11 protein-coding genes and 10 pseudogenes are annotated in these 21,062 nt (G+C 34.5%); 12 read left to right on the forward strand and 9 right to left on the reverse strand.

All coding sequences use genetic code 11. From position 1 onward, the window contains the following. Positions 1 to 18: 18 nt before the first annotated feature. The 3 genes and pseudogenes from QRE67_RS27700 (at position 19) to QRE67_RS27710 (ending at position 5,961) form a co-directional block, all read left to right on the forward strand. A pseudogene (locus tag QRE67_RS27700) lies at positions 19 to 3,367 on the forward strand (trifunctional glycoside hydrolase family 18/polysaccharide deacetylase/glycosyltransferase family 2 protein). Positions 3,368 to 3,591: 224 nt separating this feature from the next. Then, positions 3,592 to 5,020: pseudogene (locus tag QRE67_RS27705) on the forward strand (IS4 family transposase). A 548-nt stretch (positions 5,021 to 5,568) separates the two neighbouring features. Beyond that, the gene (locus QRE67_RS27710) at positions 5,569 to 5,961 is read left to right on the forward strand and encodes a nitrous oxide-stimulated promoter family protein (RefSeq protein ID WP_286125640.1); all 393 of its coding nucleotides are present in this window, start codon (positions 5,569 to 5,571) and stop codon (positions 5,959 to 5,961) included. A 263-nt stretch (positions 5,962 to 6,224) separates the two neighbouring features. Here QRE67_RS27710 and QRE67_RS27715 read toward each other — a convergent pair. Continuing rightward, a pseudogene (locus tag QRE67_RS27715) lies at positions 6,225 to 6,713 on the reverse strand (transposase); the annotation flags it as partial. A gap of 67 nt (positions 6,714 to 6,780) precedes the next feature. Between QRE67_RS27715 and QRE67_RS27720 the strand changes: the two are divergent. After that, the gene (locus QRE67_RS27720) at positions 6,781 to 7,467 is read left to right on the forward strand and encodes an IS6 family transposase (protein WP_286123491.1); all 687 of its coding nucleotides are present in this window, start codon (positions 6,781 to 6,783) and stop codon (positions 7,465 to 7,467) included. 55 nt (positions 7,468 to 7,522) lie between these two features. Here the strand turns inward: QRE67_RS27720 and QRE67_RS27725 are convergent. Beyond that, positions 7,523 to 8,461: pseudogene (locus tag QRE67_RS27725) on the reverse strand (IS4 family transposase); the annotation flags it as partial. A gap of 65 nt (positions 8,462 to 8,526) precedes the next feature. Here QRE67_RS27725 and QRE67_RS27730 point away from each other — a divergent pair. Beyond that, positions 8,527 to 8,787: a DNA-binding protein gene (locus QRE67_RS27730; RefSeq protein ID WP_286121021.1), complete on the forward strand. Its 261-nt coding sequence runs from the start codon at positions 8,527 to 8,529 to the stop codon at positions 8,785 to 8,787. A gap of 147 nt (positions 8,788 to 8,934) precedes the next feature. On the opposite strand, the pseudogene QRE67_RS29030 reads toward QRE67_RS27730, so the two are convergent. After that, a pseudogene (locus QRE67_RS29030) lies at positions 8,935 to 9,126 on the reverse strand (hypothetical protein); the annotation flags it as partial. Between the two features lie 478 nt (positions 9,127 to 9,604). On the opposite strand from QRE67_RS29030, the gene QRE67_RS27735 reads away from it, so the two are divergent. Next, positions 9,605 to 9,997, forward strand: a complete 393-nt coding sequence (locus QRE67_RS27735) for a hypothetical protein (RefSeq protein ID WP_286125641.1) — start codon at positions 9,605 to 9,607, stop codon at positions 9,995 to 9,997. 59 nt (positions 9,998 to 10,056) lie between these two features. After that, positions 10,057 to 10,697: pseudogene (locus QRE67_RS27740) on the forward strand (DUF3885 domain-containing protein). Positions 10,698 to 11,025: 328 nt separating this feature from the next. Here QRE67_RS27740 and QRE67_RS27745 read toward each other — a convergent pair. Further along, positions 11,026 to 11,259 (reverse strand): hypothetical protein, encoded by a 234-nt coding sequence (locus tag QRE67_RS27745; RefSeq protein ID WP_286120814.1) that lies wholly within the window; start codon positions 11,257 to 11,259, stop codon positions 11,026 to 11,028. A gap of 65 nt (positions 11,260 to 11,324) precedes the next feature. Here QRE67_RS27745 and QRE67_RS27750 point away from each other — a divergent pair, with 65 nt between their 5' ends. Beyond that, on the forward strand, positions 11,325 to 12,746 hold the full coding sequence (locus QRE67_RS27750; protein WP_286125642.1) for an IS4 family transposase: 1,422 nt from the start codon (positions 11,325 to 11,327) through the stop codon (positions 12,744 to 12,746). Positions 12,747 to 13,103: 357 nt separating this feature from the next. Here QRE67_RS27750 and QRE67_RS27755 read toward each other — a convergent pair whose 3' ends face one another. Continuing rightward, positions 13,104 to 13,547, reverse strand: a complete 444-nt coding sequence (locus QRE67_RS27755) for an SMI1/KNR4 family protein (RefSeq protein WP_286125643.1) — start codon at positions 13,545 to 13,547, stop codon at positions 13,104 to 13,106. A 52-nt stretch (positions 13,548 to 13,599) separates the two neighbouring features. Between QRE67_RS27755 and QRE67_RS27760 the strand changes: the two genes are divergently transcribed. Beyond that, a protein-coding gene (locus tag QRE67_RS27760; RefSeq protein ID WP_286125644.1) for an IS6 family transposase occupies positions 13,600 to 14,285 on the forward strand; the annotation gives its coding sequence in 2 pieces (ribosomal slippage) (positions 13,600 to 13,915 and positions 13,915 to 14,285; 687 coding nt in all). A gap of 239 nt (positions 14,286 to 14,524) precedes the next feature. Here the strand turns inward: QRE67_RS27760 and tdcB are convergent. Both tdcB and ald read right to left on the reverse strand, forming a co-directional pair. Next, positions 14,525 to 15,526, reverse strand: coding sequence for a bifunctional threonine ammonia-lyase/L-serine ammonia-lyase TdcB (tdcB, locus tag QRE67_RS27765; RefSeq protein ID WP_286125645.1), 1,002 nt, complete (start codon positions 15,524 to 15,526; stop codon positions 14,525 to 14,527). Next, a pseudogene (gene ald / locus QRE67_RS27770) lies at positions 15,523 to 16,634 on the reverse strand (alanine dehydrogenase). Before ald ends, tdcB begins: the two are co-directional and overlap by 4 nt. Before the next feature lie 575 nt (positions 16,635 to 17,209). Between ald and QRE67_RS27775 the strand changes: the two are divergent. Beyond that, positions 17,210 to 18,556, forward strand: a pseudogene (locus QRE67_RS27775) (APC family permease). Here QRE67_RS27775 and QRE67_RS27780 read toward each other — a convergent pair. Then, a pseudogene (locus QRE67_RS27780) lies at positions 18,524 to 18,695 on the reverse strand (IS4 family transposase); the annotation flags it as partial. The pseudogenes QRE67_RS27775 and QRE67_RS27780 sit on opposite strands and share 33 nt — an antisense overlap. Positions 18,696 to 19,134: 439 nt before the next feature. Here QRE67_RS27780 and QRE67_RS27785 point away from each other — a divergent pair. Both QRE67_RS27785 and QRE67_RS27790 read left to right on the forward strand, forming a co-directional pair. Further along, positions 19,135 to 19,896: a class I SAM-dependent methyltransferase gene (locus tag QRE67_RS27785; RefSeq protein ID WP_286125646.1), complete on the forward strand. Its 762-nt coding sequence runs from the start codon at positions 19,135 to 19,137 to the stop codon at positions 19,894 to 19,896. 167 nt (positions 19,897 to 20,063) lie between these two features. Beyond that, complete coding sequence (locus QRE67_RS27790) at positions 20,064 to 20,222, forward strand: hypothetical protein (protein ID WP_286125670.1); 159 nt, start codon at positions 20,064 to 20,066, stop codon at positions 20,220 to 20,222. On the opposite strand, the pseudogene QRE67_RS27795 reads toward QRE67_RS27790, so the two are convergent. Next, positions 20,191 to 20,895: pseudogene (locus QRE67_RS27795) on the reverse strand (IS6 family transposase). The gene QRE67_RS27790 and the pseudogene QRE67_RS27795 sit on opposite strands and share 32 nt — an antisense overlap. Positions 20,896 to 21,062 lie beyond the last annotated feature (167 nt).

Below are 21,062 nucleotides of genomic sequence, written 5' to 3' on the forward strand. Positions count from 1 at the left end.
AGGAGTATGTAAAAAATAATGGAGAAAAAAATTCAACAAGAGAAAGATAACTCAAAACCCGTTTTTTATGATCCTAAAGGAAGAAGAAAAATAGCTTTCAGCTGGTTTCTATGTATCTCAATAGTTAGCATAAGTATTGTATTTTATTTTTCTTTCGAAGTATTTTTTCAACACCAGAAATTCCAAATATGAATCCTTCTGTAAAGCAAGATACTAAACTTGTACCTATTAATCAAAAACTCAGCGACCAGCAGTTAAAGAAGGAAGAATTCAAATCTCCTAATACCGAAATAAACAATAATGAAAATCACGAAAATTCAACAGACAATGGCGAACAACCTAAAGAAGTTTATGGTTTTTATGTAAACTGGGATGAAAATAGTACTGCTTCTTTAAAAGAAAATATCGATTCATTAACCATGTTAGTTCCAGAATGGTATCACTTAAAGGCTAACTTAACAATTAGTAGTGAGATAAAACCTGAGATTGTAAAGTTAGCAAAAAAAATCATGTAAAAATTATGCCTTTGCTTACTAACTATACTCAAGAAGCTTCTGGTCCTGATAGTAAACTTATTCATAAGTTACTGAATGCTCCAGATAATGTACAGACAAAGTTTATTAATGATTTAGTAAAGCGAATTGAAGAGAATCAATTTGCAGGTATTAATATTGACTTTGAGTCAATACCTGAAGGCGATAGAGATAAATTAACAAATTTCATGAAAGAACTTACTACGGTCTTTCACAAACATCATTTGCTCGTAACGCAAGATGTCCCTGCTAATGATAAAGCCTTTGATTATGGTGCATTAGCCAAAGTAATAGATCGTATGATTGTAATGATGTATGATGAGCACTATGGAGCAGGGACACCAGGACCAATTGCTTCAAATAAATGGTTTGAACATACGCTCAATGATCTAAACATTCCCTCTGAGAAACTTATAGTTGCTTTCGGTAACTATGGATATGATTGGGAAGTAAATAGCAAAAAACCTGCGGATCCTTTAACTTTCTCAGAAGTTATGAAAATGGCTCATGATTCAAATATAAAAATTCAATGGGATAAGATCAGTGGAAACCCTTATTTTCGATATAAAAAAGGAGCGAAAGAACATACTGCTTGGTTCTTAGATGGTGTTACTCTTTATAATCAAGTAAAAATCGCAATGAACAATAATGCAAAGGGGTTTGCATTATGGAGACTAGGAGCAGAAGATCCTACTGTATGGAAAGCTTTAAAAGATCCTATTGAAGTACAAAAAATCCTGATGCATTACATAAAATCGCTAGTTTAGATGAAGTAAATTATTCTGGACAAGGCGAAATTTTACAGATTGAGAATGAAAGACAAAATGGATTGAGAGATTTTAAAGTAGGCAAAGAAGGTTATCTTACAGATGAAGTGTATCAATCACTACCATCTGCATATCAAGTGCAGCGCTATGGAAAACCAAAAGGAAAACAAGTAGTACTAACATTTGATGATGGACCAGATCCTAAATACACACCGGAAATTCTAGATATATTAAAAGAGCATAAAATAAAAGCAGCCTTTTTTATACTTGGTGAAAACGCCCAACTAAATCCTAGTCTTGTTAAAAGAATGTACGATGAAGGGCATGAAATTGGCAATCATACCTTCAAGCATCCTAACGTAGCTGATACGTCTTTACTACGAACAAAAGTAGAGCTGAATACAACTCAGCGCCTGATTCAGGAAATAACTGGACATTCTACGGTTTTATTTAGGCCACCATATGAAGCAGATGCCGACCCGGATTCATCAAATGAAATATTGCCTATTTTGCGTGCACAAAATATGAACTATACAATGGTGGCAGAAAAAGTTGATCCTGAGGACTGGGCGACGCCATCAACAAATGAATTAGTAAAGCGTGCTGTTAATCCCATTTATAAGGGGAGGGAAATGTTATTCTTCTCCATGATGCAGGAGGGAATCGTACCCATACGGTAGAGGCGCTGCCAATTATTATTAAAGACCTTAAAAAGCATGGATATAGTTTTGTAACAATTTCAGATTTAATGGGTAAAGAACGAGATGAAGTTATGCCTCTCGTTTCTTCTGAGGATAAGCAATATTTACTTTACAATAAAGCTGTTTTTTCAGGAGCGGGATATTCTAAGCATATATTAACAACTATTTTTTATATTGCTATTGGATTAGGTATTTTCCGATTCCTATTTTTAATTTATTTTGCATTCAAGCAAAAAAGGAAAACAAGATCTCGTTTATTTACTAATTCGTCTTATCAACCTTTCGTTAGTGTTGTGATAGCAGCATATAATGAAGAGAAGGTTATTACCAAGACGATTCGCTCAATTTTGGATAGTGATTATAGAGATTTTGAAGTTATTGTTGTTGATGACGGATCGAAAGATGGTACGTCAAAAGTAATTCAAGAAGCATTCCATAAGCATCCTAAAGTTTGTTTAATTCAGAAAGAAAACGGTGGTAAATCATCCGCAATGAATTTAGGGTTTCAAAAATCACAAGGAGAAATCATTATTACTTTAGATGCGGATACTATTATTGCTCAAGATGCTATTTCTCTAATGATTAGACACTTTGAAGACCATAATGTAGCGGCAGTTTCAGGCAATGTTAAAGTGGGAAATAGACGAAATTTGTTAACTACTTGGCAACATGTTGAATACATTACAGGATTTAATTTAGAGCGCAGAGCCTTTGACGAGTTGAATTGTATCACTGTAGTTCCTGGAGCTATCGGAGCATGGCGTAAAAAAATGTAGTGAAATCTGGATATTTAAGTGAAGATACACTTGCAGAAGATACGGATCTTACTATAACATTTTTACGTCAAGGGTATCGGATTGTGTATGAAGAAAAAGCATATGCTTATACGGAGTCGCCTGAAGATGTGAAAAGTCTCATTAAACAGCGATATCGTTGGTCGTATGGAACACTCCAATGTCTTTGGAAACATCAAAAAGCATTGTTTAATTCAAAGCATAAAACATTAGGGTTTATTGCATTACCTAATATGTGGTTATTACAATATGTTTTGCAATTCATTGCTCCTTTAGCAGATATATTAATGATTATAGGGATATTTGGTAGTAATCCTCTAAAAGTTTTGGGATTTTATCTTGTATTCTTTCTAATGGATCTTCTCGCTTCTCTTTTTGCGTTTAAATTAGAGAAAGAGAATCCTAAACCATTAGCGTGGTTAATTTTACAACGTTTTATTTATCGTCAATTTATGACTTATGTTGTAATTAAATCTGTATTTTCATCTATTCGAGGGGTAGCGGTAGGATGGAATAAACTAAAGAGAATGGGGAGTGTTAAGCATTCCTCTGAACATAATGAGGCATCATAAGAGAGCAGACGATCTGCTCTCTTTTTGTTAAAAGGACTCACCATATCAAAAAAAGAAAATTGTATGTTTATTGTGTGTTTTTTATATAAAAAAGAAAAAAGTACCCTACTTTGGTGCTTATAGGGGTCGCGCCCCATCACTATCAAGCTAACAAAAAGAAATACCCCCAGAACGAAAAAAACGCTATTCTTTCTGTAGAATCATAGGAAAGGATGGCGTTTTTTATGTCTATTTCTGTATCTGACGAGTTACAATTATTTGCACAGGAGATTCAAAGTTTTTTATCCCCAAGTGCCTTACAACACCTAGCTAGGGATGTTGGATTTGTACAGCGAGCAAGTAAGTATCGTGCACAAGATTTATTAGCTTTATGTGTATGGATAAGCCAAAGTGTAGCAAAAACTTCCTTAACACAGTTATGTAGCTGTTTAGAAGCATCAACAGAAGTACTCATTAGTCCTGAAGGACTTAATCAACGATTTAATGCTACAGCCGTACAGTTTCTACAACAAGTATTAGCTAAACTTCTGAACCAAAAGTTATCTTCATCTATGCTTTTTCTTCGCCATATACTTCTATTTTTAAGCGTATTCGTATCTTAGATTCAACTGCATTTCAACTTCCAGATGTATTTTCATCGAATTATCCAGGTGCAGGAGGTTGCAGTCATAAGGCCGGTGTGAAAATCCAACTTGAATATGACCTTTTAAGTGGACAGTTCCTTCACATTCATACAGGACCAGGTAAACAACATGATCGAACCTACGGTTCTTTGTGCGTCCCGACTGTGAAAGCGAGTGACTTGTGTATCCGAGATTTAGGTTATTTTCATCTCAAAGATCTTCAACATATACACGATAAAAAATCCTACTATATCTCTCGTATCAAATCCAATACACGTATTTATCAGAAAAATCCCAATCCAGGTTACTTTCAAGACGGAAGAATAAAGAAAGGTACGAAATACGTTCAATTAGATATGGAGAAGTTGATGAATTCCATGCAGCCAGGACAAACCTATGAAATAACAGATGCTTATGTAGGGATGAGTGACAAAGTACAGACTCGTGTTATTGTTCATCGACTTACAGAAGAACAACAAAAGAAACGTCTACAAGATCAAGCTGTTCGAGAGAAAAAGAAAGGAATGACGTATTCTCCTCGCAGCAAACGGCTCAGTGGTATAAATGTGTATATGACATACACCCCTACAGATATTGTCCCGATGGGACAGGTACATGACTGGTATTCTTTGCGTTGGCAAATCGAAATTTTATTTAAAACATGGAAGTCATTCTTTCAAATTTATCATTGTAAAAAGATAAAACCAGAACGATTGGAGTGCCATTTATATGGTCAATTGATTGCCATTCTACTCTGTTCTTCTATCATGTTTCAAATGCGCCAATTGCTCCTCATGAAGAAAAAACGAGAGCTTAGTGAGTATAAAGCCATATATATGATTAAAGACTATTTTCTTCTTCTATTCCAAACTATACAAAAAAACAGCCAAGAGCTATCAAAGGTGTTACTTCGCCTGTTCAATCTCCTACAGCAAAACGGGCGGAAATCTCATCGATATGAGAAAAAACGGTCTTTGATATATTAGGTGTCGTTTACAATTGTACCATGTCTGACAATCAAGCGGCTTAATTCAAAAAAGTGAAACCCATTAGGGTTTATTTCGTATGCAAATCTTTAAATCATCTACACTTGCCCTTTAGAAAAAGAAACAATCTCGCCTAAAATTGGCTTTACATAAGCTTAGCTTGATAGCGATGGGGTAGCACCAACAAAACGCGGATTCCGTAGGCTAAGGCTGAATTACTTGATATAACAGTAAGCGTCAAACTGTCCCCACCTACCAATAGAATCAGTTCCATGTCAAGATCTCCTTACGTACAAGACGGAAAGGAGATTTTTATGACTAAAATAGATCAATCAATAGCGTGGAAGAATCGAGTGGACGCTTGTCGTTCCAGTGGTTTAAGCATCCGAAGCTCGTAAGAAAAAGAAAGATGTTTATTTAAGTCTTAATGCGTTCGCTTTTACTGTTGGTTATGATTGGTAGGGACATTCTCCATTAATAATTCGTAGGAAAGAGATAAACATTAGAAAAACTGTCAATGAAAATTCATGTAAGCCCTCTAAAAAAGTCTTACAATCAAAGCAGAGAGACTTTGGAACGGGAGGCACTAGCCATGAATCGAATTGAACGTGAAGAGAAAACAATTAGCATTATGATTGATATGTATTGTAAAAACGAACATGAACAAGATACTATATGTGAAGAATGTCAGAAGTTAAAAGAGTATGCTTATTTTCGTTTATCAAAATGTCCATTTCAAGAGAAGAAGCCAGCATGTCAAAATTGCAAAATTCATTGTTATAAACCAGATATGAAAGATTTCGTTAAGGATGTTATGAAGAAGAGCGGACCGAAAATGATTTTAAAACATCCATATTTCGCGGTCATGCATGTTGTTGACACAATGAAGAAGGCTCCTGACTTACCGAAAAGAAAAAGAGCTAAAAGAAAAAACGGGTTGTCTAACAAGCCCGTTTTTTCTTTTATTAACGTAAACGACAAATAGACCTAAAAAATCAATTTTATTATATCTTTATGTCTATTTGTCGTTTACATATATCTATTTGTCGTTTACATATAACAAGGATTTAACAATAGGAGCCAAAAACGGACGTTTAAGGGGCACGGCAACATCGCCATCAAGTTAACGAGAAATAAATACAGGTATATTTATAAAATTGCTTGTTACTCCCTGAAAAAATAAAAAATCGAAAAAAACTGCATGATAAATAACCCTTACGGGCTAGATTTTTTAAAATATATCATTTCTTACTTGGATAGATGTTGTTCGTATGCAATACCTAAAATATCAAACACCGTTTTCTTTCGATATCGATGCGATTTCCGTCCATTTTTATCAAGTAAATGGAACAAGCGAAGAAAACTTTTTGTTAACTGGATCGATTGAAGTTGTATATGGCGATATAATGTTCGAAAGTAATCGTGAATCATATACATGGCTTTCCATTCACTTAACTCTTTTTGTTTCTTGACCAGTAATAATTGCCTCATTTGAAACATCACAGTAGAGGATAATAAGAGCGCAATTAACTTTCCATAGATATGACACTCTAACCGTTCCTTTTTTACATTTGTATTGTGATGAATATGAAAAATAGATTTCCATGTTTTAAAAATGATTTCGATTTGCCAACGAAGGGAGTAGAATTCATGAATGGCTTCTTTTGAGACATATTCCGATGGAATATTGGTAACGTATACATTGATTCCTTGCAGTTTTTTGGTTCGATCGCTAAAAGGGTTCTGTTGCAAAGTTCTCTAAACCACGTTACATTTTAGAAAAAATGAGTAGGAGCACGACAAGATGAGATATTTTAAAGGAAAACAGTTTAAGAAAGATATCATTTTAGTAGCCGTTGGCTACTATTGTCGTTTTTCTCTAAGCTATCGTGATGTGTCTGAAATTCTGAAGGAACGTGGTATTTCAGTTCATCCCACAACGATTATGCGCTGGGTACATGAATATGGCAATCTGATGTATCAAATTTGGAAAAAGAAAAACAAAACGGTACAGTTATCTTGGCGTTTGGATGAAACCTATATTAAAGTCAAAGGAAAATGGTGTTATTTATATCGTGCCATTGACAAAGAGGGGCAAACGCTTGATATTCAACTGCGTAAAAAGAGAGATACACAAGCGGCATATGCTTTTATGAAAAGACTGGTTCGAACTTATGGAGAACCAACGGTTCTGACTACAGATAAGGCTCCTTCTTTAATTTGCGCATTTAAAAAATTACAGAGGATAGACTTTTACAAAAATACCTTTCATCGTACAACAAAATATCTCAATAATCTCATTGAGCAAGATCATCGACACGTGAAGCGCCGTTTCGCTCGTTCCTTAGGATTTCAAAGTCTTCGTCATGCCTCACGTACGATAAAAGGGATAGAAACGCTTCATGCCATATACAAACAAAGACGAAGTCTTCAATCAGACTCCGTCTTTTCGGCGTATAACGAATTACAGAATTTATTAACGGTTTCATAAAATTTGACCACAATCTTCCCATATCTCTATGTGTAAAAAACTTTGCAACAGAACCGCTAAAAGTCATATTCTTCTTTTTCTCTTTGTATGCACGATCTTTTCTACGTTGTGCTTCTTGCTCAGGGGTTAGTCTGTAAATCACGGCTCGTGCTGGAAGTCCATAACTCCGACCGATATAAACAACAGGAATTTCATAACATTCACCCGGCTGTAACTGATTCATGATGGCTTCTAAGTCAATCATTGTGTATTGATATTTTTTCTTAATGGATCCGTTTTTAAAGGTAAGAACATGCTCATTTTTTTGAAATATTTTGGTGTTCATTTTTAATCGAGATAAATAGTACGCCCCTTTTTGTTGGATTGCATCTAAATCAATTAAACTAAAATACCCTAAATCTCGTATGCATAAATCTTGTAAATCAACAGTATGTTGAATCTCTTTCCCATAATTCACATCATTTTGTTTACCTGGCCCCACTTCAACATGTAAAAATTGCCCACTCAGCAAATCGTATTCTAACTGTATTTTTACGCCAGAAGCCTTTCCACTTCCTCCTGAACCAGGATAAGCCGTCGCAAGTTGATCCGAGACTTGAAACGTGGTGGCATCTAAAATCCGAATACGACGAAAATATGCTGAAAAAGAGGAATAGAGAGATGTCATGGATAACAATTGTTTTTGTAATAACTGTGAGAATAAAGAGCGTAAAAATTCCACTGCTTGTGTATTCAACCTTAGATTTAGTCCTTCTGGACTCATCAGGACGCCGGTTTCTGATTCCAAATTTCCACATAGTCTAGCCAGAGAATAACTCGCAATGTCTTGTCCCATCCCAATACATAAGGCAGATAAATCTTGTGCCCTGAATTTACTGTTACGTTGAACAAACTGAGTTTGTTTGGCAAGCTCTGTTAATGCTTGTGGTGAAAAGACGCGTTGTAATTCCTCTGAAAGCAGTCGAAACACTTGAGAACTAGATAGTTTTTTCATAAATATTCCTCCGCTTTTTCTTAAATTTTATACAATAGAAAGAAAAAGGAAAGAGGGAAGCAGACATGTATCCACTAGGTTCTAAAGAACGTCCTATCATCGTAAAGGTTTCGTCTAAAGCAAGAGCAGAGAAAGTGGCTGCGATTTGTGAGGCATACAATTTTTACTACATAGTTGGACTAGAATTCAACGAAGATGTGACGGATTTAAAAAAAGCAATCAAAGATTGCTCAAGGCCAGCAAATATTTATGAGAGTTGTTCATGTAACAGTGGGAAGAGGTACAAGTTTTGTTGTATGAACAAAGAAATTGAGCTGGATATATAAAACAAGATACCCTCATTTTTTTCGATTTGGGGGTATCTCGTTTTTCTTAACTTGATGGCGATGGGGCACGGCAACGATTACTTCTTTTTGGGGCCACTTAATAAAATAGCCACAATCTATTTATAAATAGACTGTGGCTATTTTTGTTTAATTTGTAGCTTTTAATCCATTAGGTGAAATGGCCATATCAAATTGGATATCGGGTGGTTGACGATTATCGTCCAATCCATATTTCCCGAATCGATTTATATGAAAGGTAAGGTATGGACCCAAATCAGATAGTACTTCTTCGTCTAATTCATTTCCTTCTTGGATGTATTCATGCAGGATACGAGTAAGTGGGGTATCGCCACACGCCCATCAACTTAAGAAAACAAGTCCACCCCAAAACGAAAAAAATAAGCTTTTTTGTTACAAGTTAGCACAAAATCCCGTTCTGGGGGCGCTATAAAATCTTAGCTTGATGGCTATGTGGCGGTACACCTAAAATAAAAAGAAAGTAATAAAAAACCGATTCTTTAAATACGTGAGAATCGGTTTTTTTGTGCAAAATATTTCCTTAACGTATAACTTTTTTGTCGTGTCCAGCCAAATATGCAGTTTCGTTAAGATTACAACATTATCTTCATTATTGGGTCTATATGGTATTACTGTATTTTTATGTTGAAATACTCAGAATTGTACACGTGGTGTAGTATCATTGTTAATCTATGGGAATTGTATCAAATTATTTTAGATATTACTATACTTGTAATGAAATTCTAAATAATTTAATATTTGGTTGTTAAGCAAAAAAATAACATAGAAGGTTATAATTATGAAAAAATTTATTAAATCTATTATCATTGCATCAGTTTTATCTTTGGGTTTAACGGTGTTGGTTCCAGAACAAGGATATGCATCTGAGTATGACAATTCAAATGAACTAGTTTTAAATTCTTCAGAGAGTGTTACAAATACTGAATATAATGAGGCTGTCGCTCAGCAGTACATGGCGCCTTTAATTCCGGTAGCTATAGCTGCTCTAATGAGACTAGTCCCGGCTGCAATAAAAGCAGGATCGCGACACATTAATTTATCTAAGTTTACTTCGAAAGTAGCTGGAAAACTTAAGGACCCAAAAACAGGGTGGACGATTCAAAAGATAGAGGAAACACAACTCATGGTGGGAGCTTTTGGAAGTTGTTTGATCGTTCTGGTAAGAGAGTAGCTACATTAGATAAAAGTGGTAAGGTTCTTAGAAAGTAATAAATCAAAAGAGGTAAAATAATGATTTTAAAGGATTATATGAATGAAAAATTTCCGGATTTAGAATTAAAACCAGCGTTATTTTACAATTGGGAAACAGGTATTAGATTCGAATTAGGTGTGGACTATGATGTTAAATATGCTTATACGAATAGTCCTTACTTGAGAGGAGTTTACAATAGAGTCAATGGTTTATTTCATTCATTATTTTCTCAGGATGATGAGATATTTGTAGTGGTAAATGTTGATGACTATGGAGATAATTCAATTTTAAAACACAAGTTAAAAGTTTTTCTCCGTACGTGAAAGAAAAATCGACGTTGTATAAACTACACCAAACTACAATCCCTTATATTTTTCCAGAAGATGATGATGCTGAGAAATACAAAACATGTAGGTTTATTTTGAAATGTAAAGTTTCTGATATTAATTGTATTTCTATGTTAAAAAGCATTTGTAATCAAGATATGGGAATAAAGCCGAGGATTGCTCATGATGTATTTATTGTTAATATCAAAAAGGAAATAATCTTTCATGTTTATGATGACAGAGAAGCTGACGTAATAGCTAGCTCACCTGAGTCAATACGAGAATTGTATAATAAATACAATGATTGGATATTAGATTATGATCGAGAAAAAGTCGATTCGGTTTTTAACTAATTCTTTATTAAATTAATTCCGACTGATAACCTGTATGTCTTTTTGGGTTCTGGTGCAAAGATAAATTAAAAGAGAATATAGCGCATATATTTTTAGCGGAATTGTATTTTATGCTATAAGGGGTCACTATACATTACTATGGGGTTCAGCCGAGATACGTGTAAAACTAGGTCACAACCATACATTATTTACCAACATGTGTTTTTCGGTGATATTTGTAACATAAAGGGGTACGTGAACATCGCCATCAAGTTAAGAAAAACGAGATACCCCCAAATCGAAAAAAATGAGGGTATCTTGTTTTATATATCCAGCTCAATTTCTTTGTTCATACAACAAAACTTGTACCTCTTCCCACTGTTACATGAACAACTCTCATAAATATTTGCTGGCCTTGAGCAATCTTTGATTGCTTTTTTAAATCCGTCACATCTTCGTTGAATTCTAGTCCAACTATGTAGTAAAAATTGTATGCCTCACAAATCGCAGCCACTTTCTCTGCTCTTGCTTTAGACGAAACCTTTACGATGATAGGACGTTCTTTAGAACCTAGTGGATACATGTCTGCTTCCCTCTTTCCTTTTTCTTTCTATTGTATAAAATTTAAGAAAAAGCGGAGGAATATTTATGAAAAAACTATCTAGTTCTCAAGTGTTTCGACTGCTTTCAGAGGAATTACAACGCGTCTTTTCACCACAAGCATTAACAGAGCTTGCCAAACAAACTCAGTTTGTTCAACGTAACAGTAAATTCAGGGCACAAGATTTATCTGCCTTATGTATTGGGATGGGACAAGACATTGCGAGTTATTCTCTGGCTAGACTATGTGGAAATTTGGAATCAGAAACCGGCGTCCTGATGAGTCCAGAAGGACTAAATCTAAGGTTGAATACACAAGCAGTGGAATTTTTACGCTCTTTATTCTCACAGTTATTACAAAAACAATTGTTATCCATGACATCTCTCTATTCCTCTTTTTCAGCATATTTTCGTCGTATTCGGATTTTAGATGCCACCACGTTTCAAGTCTCGGATCAACTTGCGACGGCTTATCCTGGTTCAGGAGGAAGTGGAAAGGCTTCTGGCGTAAAAATACAGTTAGAATACGATTTGCTGAGTGGGCAATTTTTACATGTTGAAGTGGGGCCAGGTAAACAAAATGATGTGAATTATGGGAAAGAGATTCAACATACTGTTGATTTACAAGATTTATGCATACGAGATTTAGGGTATTTTAGTTTAATTGATTTAGATGCAATCCAACAAAAAGGGGCGTACTATTTATCTCGATTAAAAATGAACACCAAAATATTTCAAAAAAATGAGCATGTTCTTACCTTTAAAAACGGATCCATTAAGAAAAAATATCAATACACAATGATTGACTTAGAAGCCATCATGAATCAGTTACAGCCGGGTGAATGTTATGAAATTCCTGTTGTTTATATCGGTCGGAGTTATGGACTTCCAGCACGAGCCGTGATTTACAGACTAACCCCTGAGCAAGAAGCACAACGTAGAAAAGATCGTGCATACAAAGAGAAAAAGAAGAATATGACTTTTAGCGATCGAACCAAAAAACTGCAAGGAATCAATGTGTACGTTACCAATATTCCATCGGAATATGTCTCAAAAGAAGCCATTCATGAATTCTACTCCCTTCGTTGGCAAATCGAAATCATTTTTAAAACATGGAAATCTATTTTTCATATTCATCACAATACAAATGTAAAAAAGGAACGGTTAGAGTGTCATATCTATGGAAAGTTAATTGCGCTCTTATTATCCTCTACTGTGATGTTTCAAATGAGGCAATTATTACTGGTCAAGAAACAAAAAGAGTTAAGTGAATGGAAAGCCATGTATATGATTCACGATTACTTTCGAACATTATATCGCCATATACAACTTCAATCGATCCAGTTAACAAAAAGTTTTCTTCGCTTGTTCCATTTACTTGATAAAAATGGACGGAAATCGCATCGATATCGAAAGAAAACGGTGTTTGATATTTTAGGTATTGCATACGAACAACATCTATCCAAGTAAGAAATGATATATTTTAAAAAATCTAGCCCGTAAGGGTTATTTATCATGCAGTTTTTTTCGATTTTTTATTTTTTCAGGGAGTAACAAGCAATTTTATAAATATACCTGTATTTATTTCTCGTTAACTTGATGGCGATGGGGTACGTGAACGATTCGGGATTTCAGGGGCCACACTTCAAAAAAATGTAATTTCAACGTCTGTTATAGGCGATTTTATAGTTTCTATAAATTATGTTTAGTTTTTGTTATGAGTTTTTAAGTAAGTTATGTTTAATTTTTAATGAAATTATAGAAAGACAGTCATGTGAAACCCAACATAATTGATGTTATGTTGGGTTCTGTATTTAGTAAAATTAATTAATCTTCTTCATAAAAATTATCCACGGACTCTTGTAAACAGTCTAATAAGTAGCTATAAAAATTATTATAGGTGATTTTATAGAGTTCTTTAGTAAAACGGCTCCATAAAATGACTGGACATTCCTTATTATTCATTTGATTTACATCTAGGCAAGTCACTGTACCATCTATATCATTGAGCACAACATAATTTAAAGATAAATTATACTGCTCTCTATACATATTGGTATGATACACAACTGAGGAGTCTTCAAACGTATCTTCACACCCATAAATCTCCATACCAGCAAGTCCTCCACTACCATATGTATTTAAAAACCAACGATAGCTTTTTGGGAATTTTACCTTCAATAGCTTTTCAGCATTTTGAATAAAATCATCATTTATTCCACCTAGAAAATCATCTTCTTTTTGATAAGTATTAATAAGGTTCTGTTGCAAAGTTCTCTAAACCACGTTACATTTTAGAAAAAATGAGTAGGAGCACGACAAGATGAGATATTTTAAAGGAAAACAGTTTAAGAAAGATATCATTTTAGTAGCCGTTGGCTACTATTGTCGTTTTTCTCTAAGCTATCGTGATGTGTCTGAAATTCTGAAGGAACGTGGTATTTCAGTTCATCCCACAACGATTATGCGCTGGGTACATGAATATGGCAATCTGATGTATCAGATTTGGAAAAAGAAAAACAAAACGGTACAGTTATCTTGGCGTTTGGATGAAACCTATATTAAAGTCAAAGGAAAATGGTGTTATTTATATCGTGCCATTGACAAAGAGGGGCAAACGCTTGATATTCAACTGCGTAAAAGAGAGATACACAAGCGGCATATGCTTTTATGAAAAGACTGGTTCGAACTTATGGAGAACCTATGGTTCTGACTACAGATAAGGTTCCTTCTTTAATTTGCGCATTTAAAAAATTACAGAGGATAGACTTTTACAAAAATACCTTTCATCGTACAATAAAATATCTCAATAATCTCATTGAGCAAGATCATCGACACGTGAAGCGCCGTTTCGCTCGTTCCTTAGGATTTCAAAGTCTTCGTCATGCCTCACGTACGATAAAAGGGATAGAAACGCTTCATGCCATATACAAACAAAGACGAAGTCTTCAATCAGACTCCGTCTTTTCGGCGTATAACGAATTACAGAATTTATTAACGGTTTCATAAAATTTGACCACAATCTTCCCATATCTCTATGTGTAAAAAACTTTGCAACAGAACCAGTCAAATGCCCCTAAATTTTTAGACAAAGTTTTACTTTTACTTTCTTCTAACAATTGCATAACAGATTTCTTTTTAAACAGGTTGGCCACGATATATGCCTCCTTTTACCAAAGAAGAGCTAAGATGTCCTCTCCTAGCACTTCTTTGGTAAAATTAATTTATCTTATAAGATATTCAAATGGTTATTTTACTTCATTCGCAACAAAGAAATGCTCACATACACTTGAAATGCGTTTTAAGTCCACATTTCCACCTGAAATAACCGCTACTACTTTTTTACCTTTTGTATATTGATCAACTTTTCCTGCAAGAAGAGCAGCTGTAGCTAATGCTCCAGCTCCTTCTACGACAGCTTTTCCACGTTGTAGTAAGTCTTTCATGGCTACTTCTAATTCATCTTCTGATACCGTTACAATATCATCCACTAATTCTTTAACAATTTCAAAGGTTAAGTCTCCTGGTATTTTAACAGCACATCCATCAGCTATTGTTGGTGCTTCATAATGGGATACAATTTTTCCAACATCATAAGAAGCTTTCATTCCATGAACATTATCAGCTTGAATACCAATAATATTAATTGATGGATTAAATGATTTAAGTGCAACTGCAATTCCTGAAATAATACCTCCACCACCAATAGGCACAATTACAGTATCAACATCCCACATATCATCAAGAATATCTAAACCAATTGTTCCTTGGCCTGCCATTACCTCTACATCATCATATGGATGTAAATATGTTTCTCCTGTTTCCTGTATAATCTCTTCACATTTAGCCTTAGCATCATCAAAGGTATCCCCATGTAAAATAACTTCAGAACCATATCCTCTGGTAGCATCAACTTTGGCTTGTGGTGCAGAAATTGGCATAACAATTTTACTTTTGATTCCAAGTAAATGAGAAGATAATGCAACACCTTGTGCATGATTCCCAGCTGAACAAGCAATTACACCATGTGCTTTTTCTTCATCTGTTAAATTTGAAATTTTATTAAATGCACCACGAAACTTAAATGATCCAGTTAATTGCATATTTTCTAACTTCAAATGAATTTCTCCACCCGTTTTACTCGTCAAATAAAATGATTTAACAAGGGGAGTCTTACGTGCATTTCCAGAAAGAATTTGTTGAGCCTTTTTTATATCACCAATGTTAAGTGGTAAATTTTTGTTAATCATATTAACACTTCTTTCAGTGGTTTATAATCTAACTCTAACGTCTTTCCTAAATTCTCATAGGTAATAATACCTTTATAAATGTTTATACCAGATGCTAAAGCCGGTTTAGTATTTATTGCATTTTCTAATCCCTCTTTAGCAATTAATAATAAATATTCAATATTTCCATTTGCTAAAGCCATGGTCGAAGTACGTGGGGTGGCACCAGGCATATTTGGTACAGCATAATGGATTACATCATGTTTAATAAATATAGGGTTATCATGTGTTGTATAGTGATCAACTGTTTCAACTGTTCCACCTTGGTCAATTGCAATATCAACAATAACACTGCCAGGTTTCATTGATTGAACCATATATTCTTTTACAATTTTCGGTGGTTTAGCTCCCGGTATTAAGATAGTTGAAATAAATAAGTCTGCCTCTTTTATATGTTTTTCTAAGTTTTCAGTATTGGATTCAATAACCTCTACAGAATCATTCACATATCTTTCTTTTAAATAAGCAATTTGTGTTTTGTTTAGTTCTAAAATAGTCACATGGCAACCAATTCCAATTGCCATATCACATGCATTAATAGCTGCATTTCCTCCACCTAAAATGACAACATTTCCAGCAGGGATACCCTCAATTCCTGATAATAAAATTCCTTCTCCTTGATGTTGTTTTTCTAGATAATAAGCTCCCATAAAGACTGCACGACGGCCAGCAATCGCACTCATAGGCTTTAATAAAGTTAAAACACCATCTTCACTAATCGTCTCTGCCTGCGATTGCAGTAGTTCCTGCTTGTCTCATTGCTTCCACACATTCTTTAGAAGCTGCTAAATGTAAAAATCCCCAGACAATAAGGTCTTTTTAAAGTAATGATATTCTGCAGGTAATGGCTCTTTTACTTTTACTACCATATCAACATCCCAAGCTTCTCCTTGATTTACTATACTAGCACCTGCATTTATATACTCATCATTTGTATAACCAGATCCTAGACCAGCGTCTTTTTGCACTAAAACTTGATGTCCTTCTGCAACTAATTTTTGAGCATTTTCGGGAGTCATTCCCACACGAGATTCACCTTTTTTATTTCTTTTACTACTCCGATTTTCATACTCACACTTCCTTTTAAAATTAATATATCTAACAATTTAAATGAAAAATGACAAGTATATCAAACTATTATGTGCATACATGTTATTTTTCATTTACTTCGCTGTTTGCCCCTATACGATAGCAAGATTCAAAATCCTAAGTCAATTATTTTGTGAAATCATTCACAAAATATATTTATTTGTTGGTAATAAAATCCTATCTTGAAAATTATTATTGTATAGCATTTTAGTGTGTGCTAGACTTTGTCACGAATAACATCTCTTCTGAATTTAAAGCAACTTATCATTATGTAATACAAATTAAAAATCTGTGCGTTGAGTATTAATTGTGTTATGAAGACTTCTCTACTAGAAGCATGACTCAAACATATTTGTGAATTATTTCACAAATATGTTTGGTCATTAGTACTCATTTTCTATTCCTAATTCTAGGAAAATATATATTTAATTAGATATTCAAGTTTAAGCTTAAAAATATTATATAAAAACTAGGGATACTATCTAAATATGAGAACACCAAGTGCTGCGATTCATTAGAGATTTTGTTTATTTTTATAAAACAGGAGTGATTGTTATGTCACAACAACAACTAAAAAAAGAAATTGGTTTCTTTGCTGCTTTGACTACAGTTATTGGTACCGTAATAGGGGCTGGTGTTTTCTTTAAACCAACTGCATTATATGGTATCACTGGTACAGCCAGTTTAGGATTGCTTGCATGGGTTATTGGAGGAATACTAACCGTTTGTGCAGGATTAACAGGAGCTGAATTATCGGCTGCTATTCCAGAAACAGGTGGTATGATGGCTTATTTAAAACGTACTTACGGAAATTTAACAGCATTTTTACTAGGTTGGGCTCAAACCGTCATTTACTTTCCAGCAAATATTGCAGCACTTGCTATTATTTTTGGAACCCAAACTGTTAACCTGTTTGGATTAAATGCTAATGAAAATAAAATGATGATTGTAGGAATTGCTGTTATAACTGCAACCTTTGTAACCCTTATGAACTTTTGGGTGCTAAAGCTGCTGGAGGGATCCAAACCGCTTCCACTATAGGTAAATTACTTCCTTTAGCTCTTATTATTATTTTTGGTTTACTACACAAAGGTGATGTAACTTTTCAATTGTACCCAATTGAGGCAGGACCAGATAGATCTTTTATATCCGCTCTAGGTTCTGGCCTACTTGCAACCATGTTTGCCTATGATGGATGGATACACGTAGGGAATATAGCTGGCGAAATGAAAAATCCCAAAAAGATCTACCTAAAGCAATCATACTAGGATTATCAATTGTTACGGTCGTTTATTTATTAATTAATATTGCATTCCTAATGGTTATGTCTGCAACAGCACTTGCAGGAACTGATACACCTGCATCTGAAGTTGCAAAAATTCTTTTGGTACAATGGGTGGAAAACTAGTTAGTATAGGTATCTTAATATCTGTATTTGGCACAATTAATGGGTATATTATGACAGGTATGAGAATTCCTTATGCTATGGCATTAGAAAATAAATTACCTTTTAGTAAATGGTTTGCTACATTATCTAATAAGAGCAGAGTTCCTTATAATTCTGGAATATTTATTTTGTTGGTTTCAATAATCATGATGCTTATAGGAGGATTTAATACGTTAACAGATATGTTAGTGTTTGTTATATGGATATTCTATACAATGACATTTTTAGCTTTATTCATTTTACGTAAAAGAGAGCCAGAACTTGTACGTCCGTACAGAGTACCCTTATATCCCATTATACCGACGATAGCTTTATTAGGTGGATTATTTATAGTTTTTAATACATTATTTACACAAACATTACTAGCCTTATGTGGAATAGGACTAACGGCTTTAGGCCTCCCAATTTACTTTATAATGCGTAATAAGCATATTAATGTAAACACTCAAAGATAAAAATATGGTGCCCATGGCACTTATGTTTCCGTTTCATTCAGCCTGCTTCTATAGCTAATTAATTAAGTACAGCAGGAGACATATATTGATATAACTCTACGGCAAATAAAGACAACTCTTGTTTTTGATGCATATTCATAAAAAGCACGTTACCCTTTCTCATTAACATAAGAGAATAGTAACGTGCTTTTAACTTCAAGAATAGTCCAAATCCTTAAGTTGATGGATGTGGGGTACCGCCCCATGTCCATCAACTTAAAAATTGGTTGTTCCCCAAAACGATAAAAATACTTCTTTCTCTAAAACCAATAGAAATGTATCTTAGTTCGATGATAATGGGGTGACACCTCATTTAGAGAAATGATTAAGAATTTATGTGAACCTCTATTCTGTATAAATAAAAGGGTAATTGTGTGAATATTGCGTTATAATATTATTATATCTTATTGAAAGCGAGTGATTTACTATGACAGTCAGTTCTTTCCAATCATCAATTAAATTCGAGGTACGGAAGGGTTAATATTAGAGGTTTCTTTTATTAAAAATCTTCCGTACACAAAAACGGAGGAAAATACTATATGTTTAGTTATTACAGTACACTTTGTACCGAGCTCTATGATTTCACAAAACCTGTGGGGTATTCTTTAAGCGGTGATATTGAATATTACCAAGAACGGTTAAAAACTTGTCAGGGACGTATTCTTGAAGCGGCAGTTGGCTCAGGGCGTTTTATTATTCCACTTCTTGAGGCTGGATATATAATTGATGGAATTGATTATTCTCCTGAAATGTTGAATTCTTGTCGGAAACGTTGTGAAGAAAGAGGATTAAACTCTAATTTATATGAAGGTAAATTACAGGAATTTTCATTGCCATTTAATTATGAGGCGATTATTATTCCTACGGGTTCCTTTTGTTTAATCGAAAAGCGAGAAGACTCTCTAGACGCATTGAAATGTTTTTATAAACATCTTGTTTCAGGGGGACGCTTGATTATTGATCTTCAATTACCTCATGATTGGAAAACAGGCGAGATTTCTACTTCAACTTTTTCTCTACCTAACGGGGATGGGATTACGCTGGAAAGCAAATCGATTGAAATGGATTGGCTCAATCAACTTACTGTATCCTACATGAAATATGAGAAATGGCGTCAAGGAAAGTTGATTCAAACCGAGTTGCAACGTTTTGCGTTGCGTTGGTATGGAATCGAGGAATTTAAGCTTATTTTGGAAAATATCGGTTTCTCTGATATTACATGCTCTGCTGATTATGTTTACGAGAAGCAACCATCGAATGCGGGTCAAATCATTACTTTTGAAGCCGTAAGAAAACGATAATGTAAGAAAGCTGTTGTCACTATATGACAACAGCTTTCTTTGGGTACAGGATTATTTGAGGTATATTGTACCCTCCCATTTCCATTAAGTTGAAATTTAAAACTATCCCTAAAGCTAAAAAGACGTTATCCTTTTTGTAGAGTTATAGGAAAGGATGGCGTTTTTGTATGAATCTATCGATTTCCGATGAATTACAATTATTTTCTGAAGAATTACAACGACATATGTCACGGTTCTGGTGCAAAAATAAAATAAAAGAGAATAAAGCACATATATTCCTAACGGAATCGTATCTTATGCTGCAAGTCCAAACAATTGATGGATGAATTCTTTCTGATTTTGGACAGACTGGTCCCGTAAATCAAGCTGTTCTTTTTAATCATATGCATGGCTTCTACTCCAGAAAGAATGGATGTAGCTGTGTCAAAACATTTGAATCCTAGCATAGAACGGATTCGCTTCTTTATAAAGCGATGATCTTGTTCTACTATGTTATTCAAGTACTTTTGTTGTCTAAGTTGCATACCATCAGGTATGCTTTTTCTTTTTCAACTGTTCAATTGCTATAGGATAAGCCGGGTTCTTATCGACTGTTATAACACGTGGCTTTGAAACATGAAAAGACCGCAAAGCTTTCTTGAAAAAGCGCTTTGCAGCCTTCTGGTCTCTTGTTTTGTTTAGGAAAAAATCAATTGTGTTTCCTTTCGAATCAACAGCACGATACAAATACATCCATTGACCTTTTACTTTGATATATGTTTCATCGACTCTCCAAGAGTCATTTGTTTGTTTGAGGTGACGACGGATTCGTTTGTCCAATTCAGGACCATACTGATGAACCCAACGCATAATCGTTGTATGAGAAATGGATAAACCCCGTTCTTCTAGCATTTCCACCAAATCACGAAAACTAAGGTTGTACCGTAGGTACCATCTTACCGTTAACAAAATAATATCAGGATAATAATGCTTCCATTTGAATACATTTTCCTTTTCCATACTGATCACACACCTTTTTAGAGTCATACTATCAGTATGTCCAAGTTTAGGAGATTACTTGCAGGAGTCCTCGTTTTCTTTGCACCAGAACCCTTTGTTTTATATTTATTTTCCAGAGTGCCCCCTCATTCCTTGAATCGTTTCCGTACCCCTTAAAGGCTTACTTG

The organism is Bacillus sp. DX3.1, from assembly GCF_030292155.1.
Taxonomy (GTDB): Bacteria; Bacillota; Bacilli; order Bacillales; family Bacillaceae_G; genus Bacillus_A.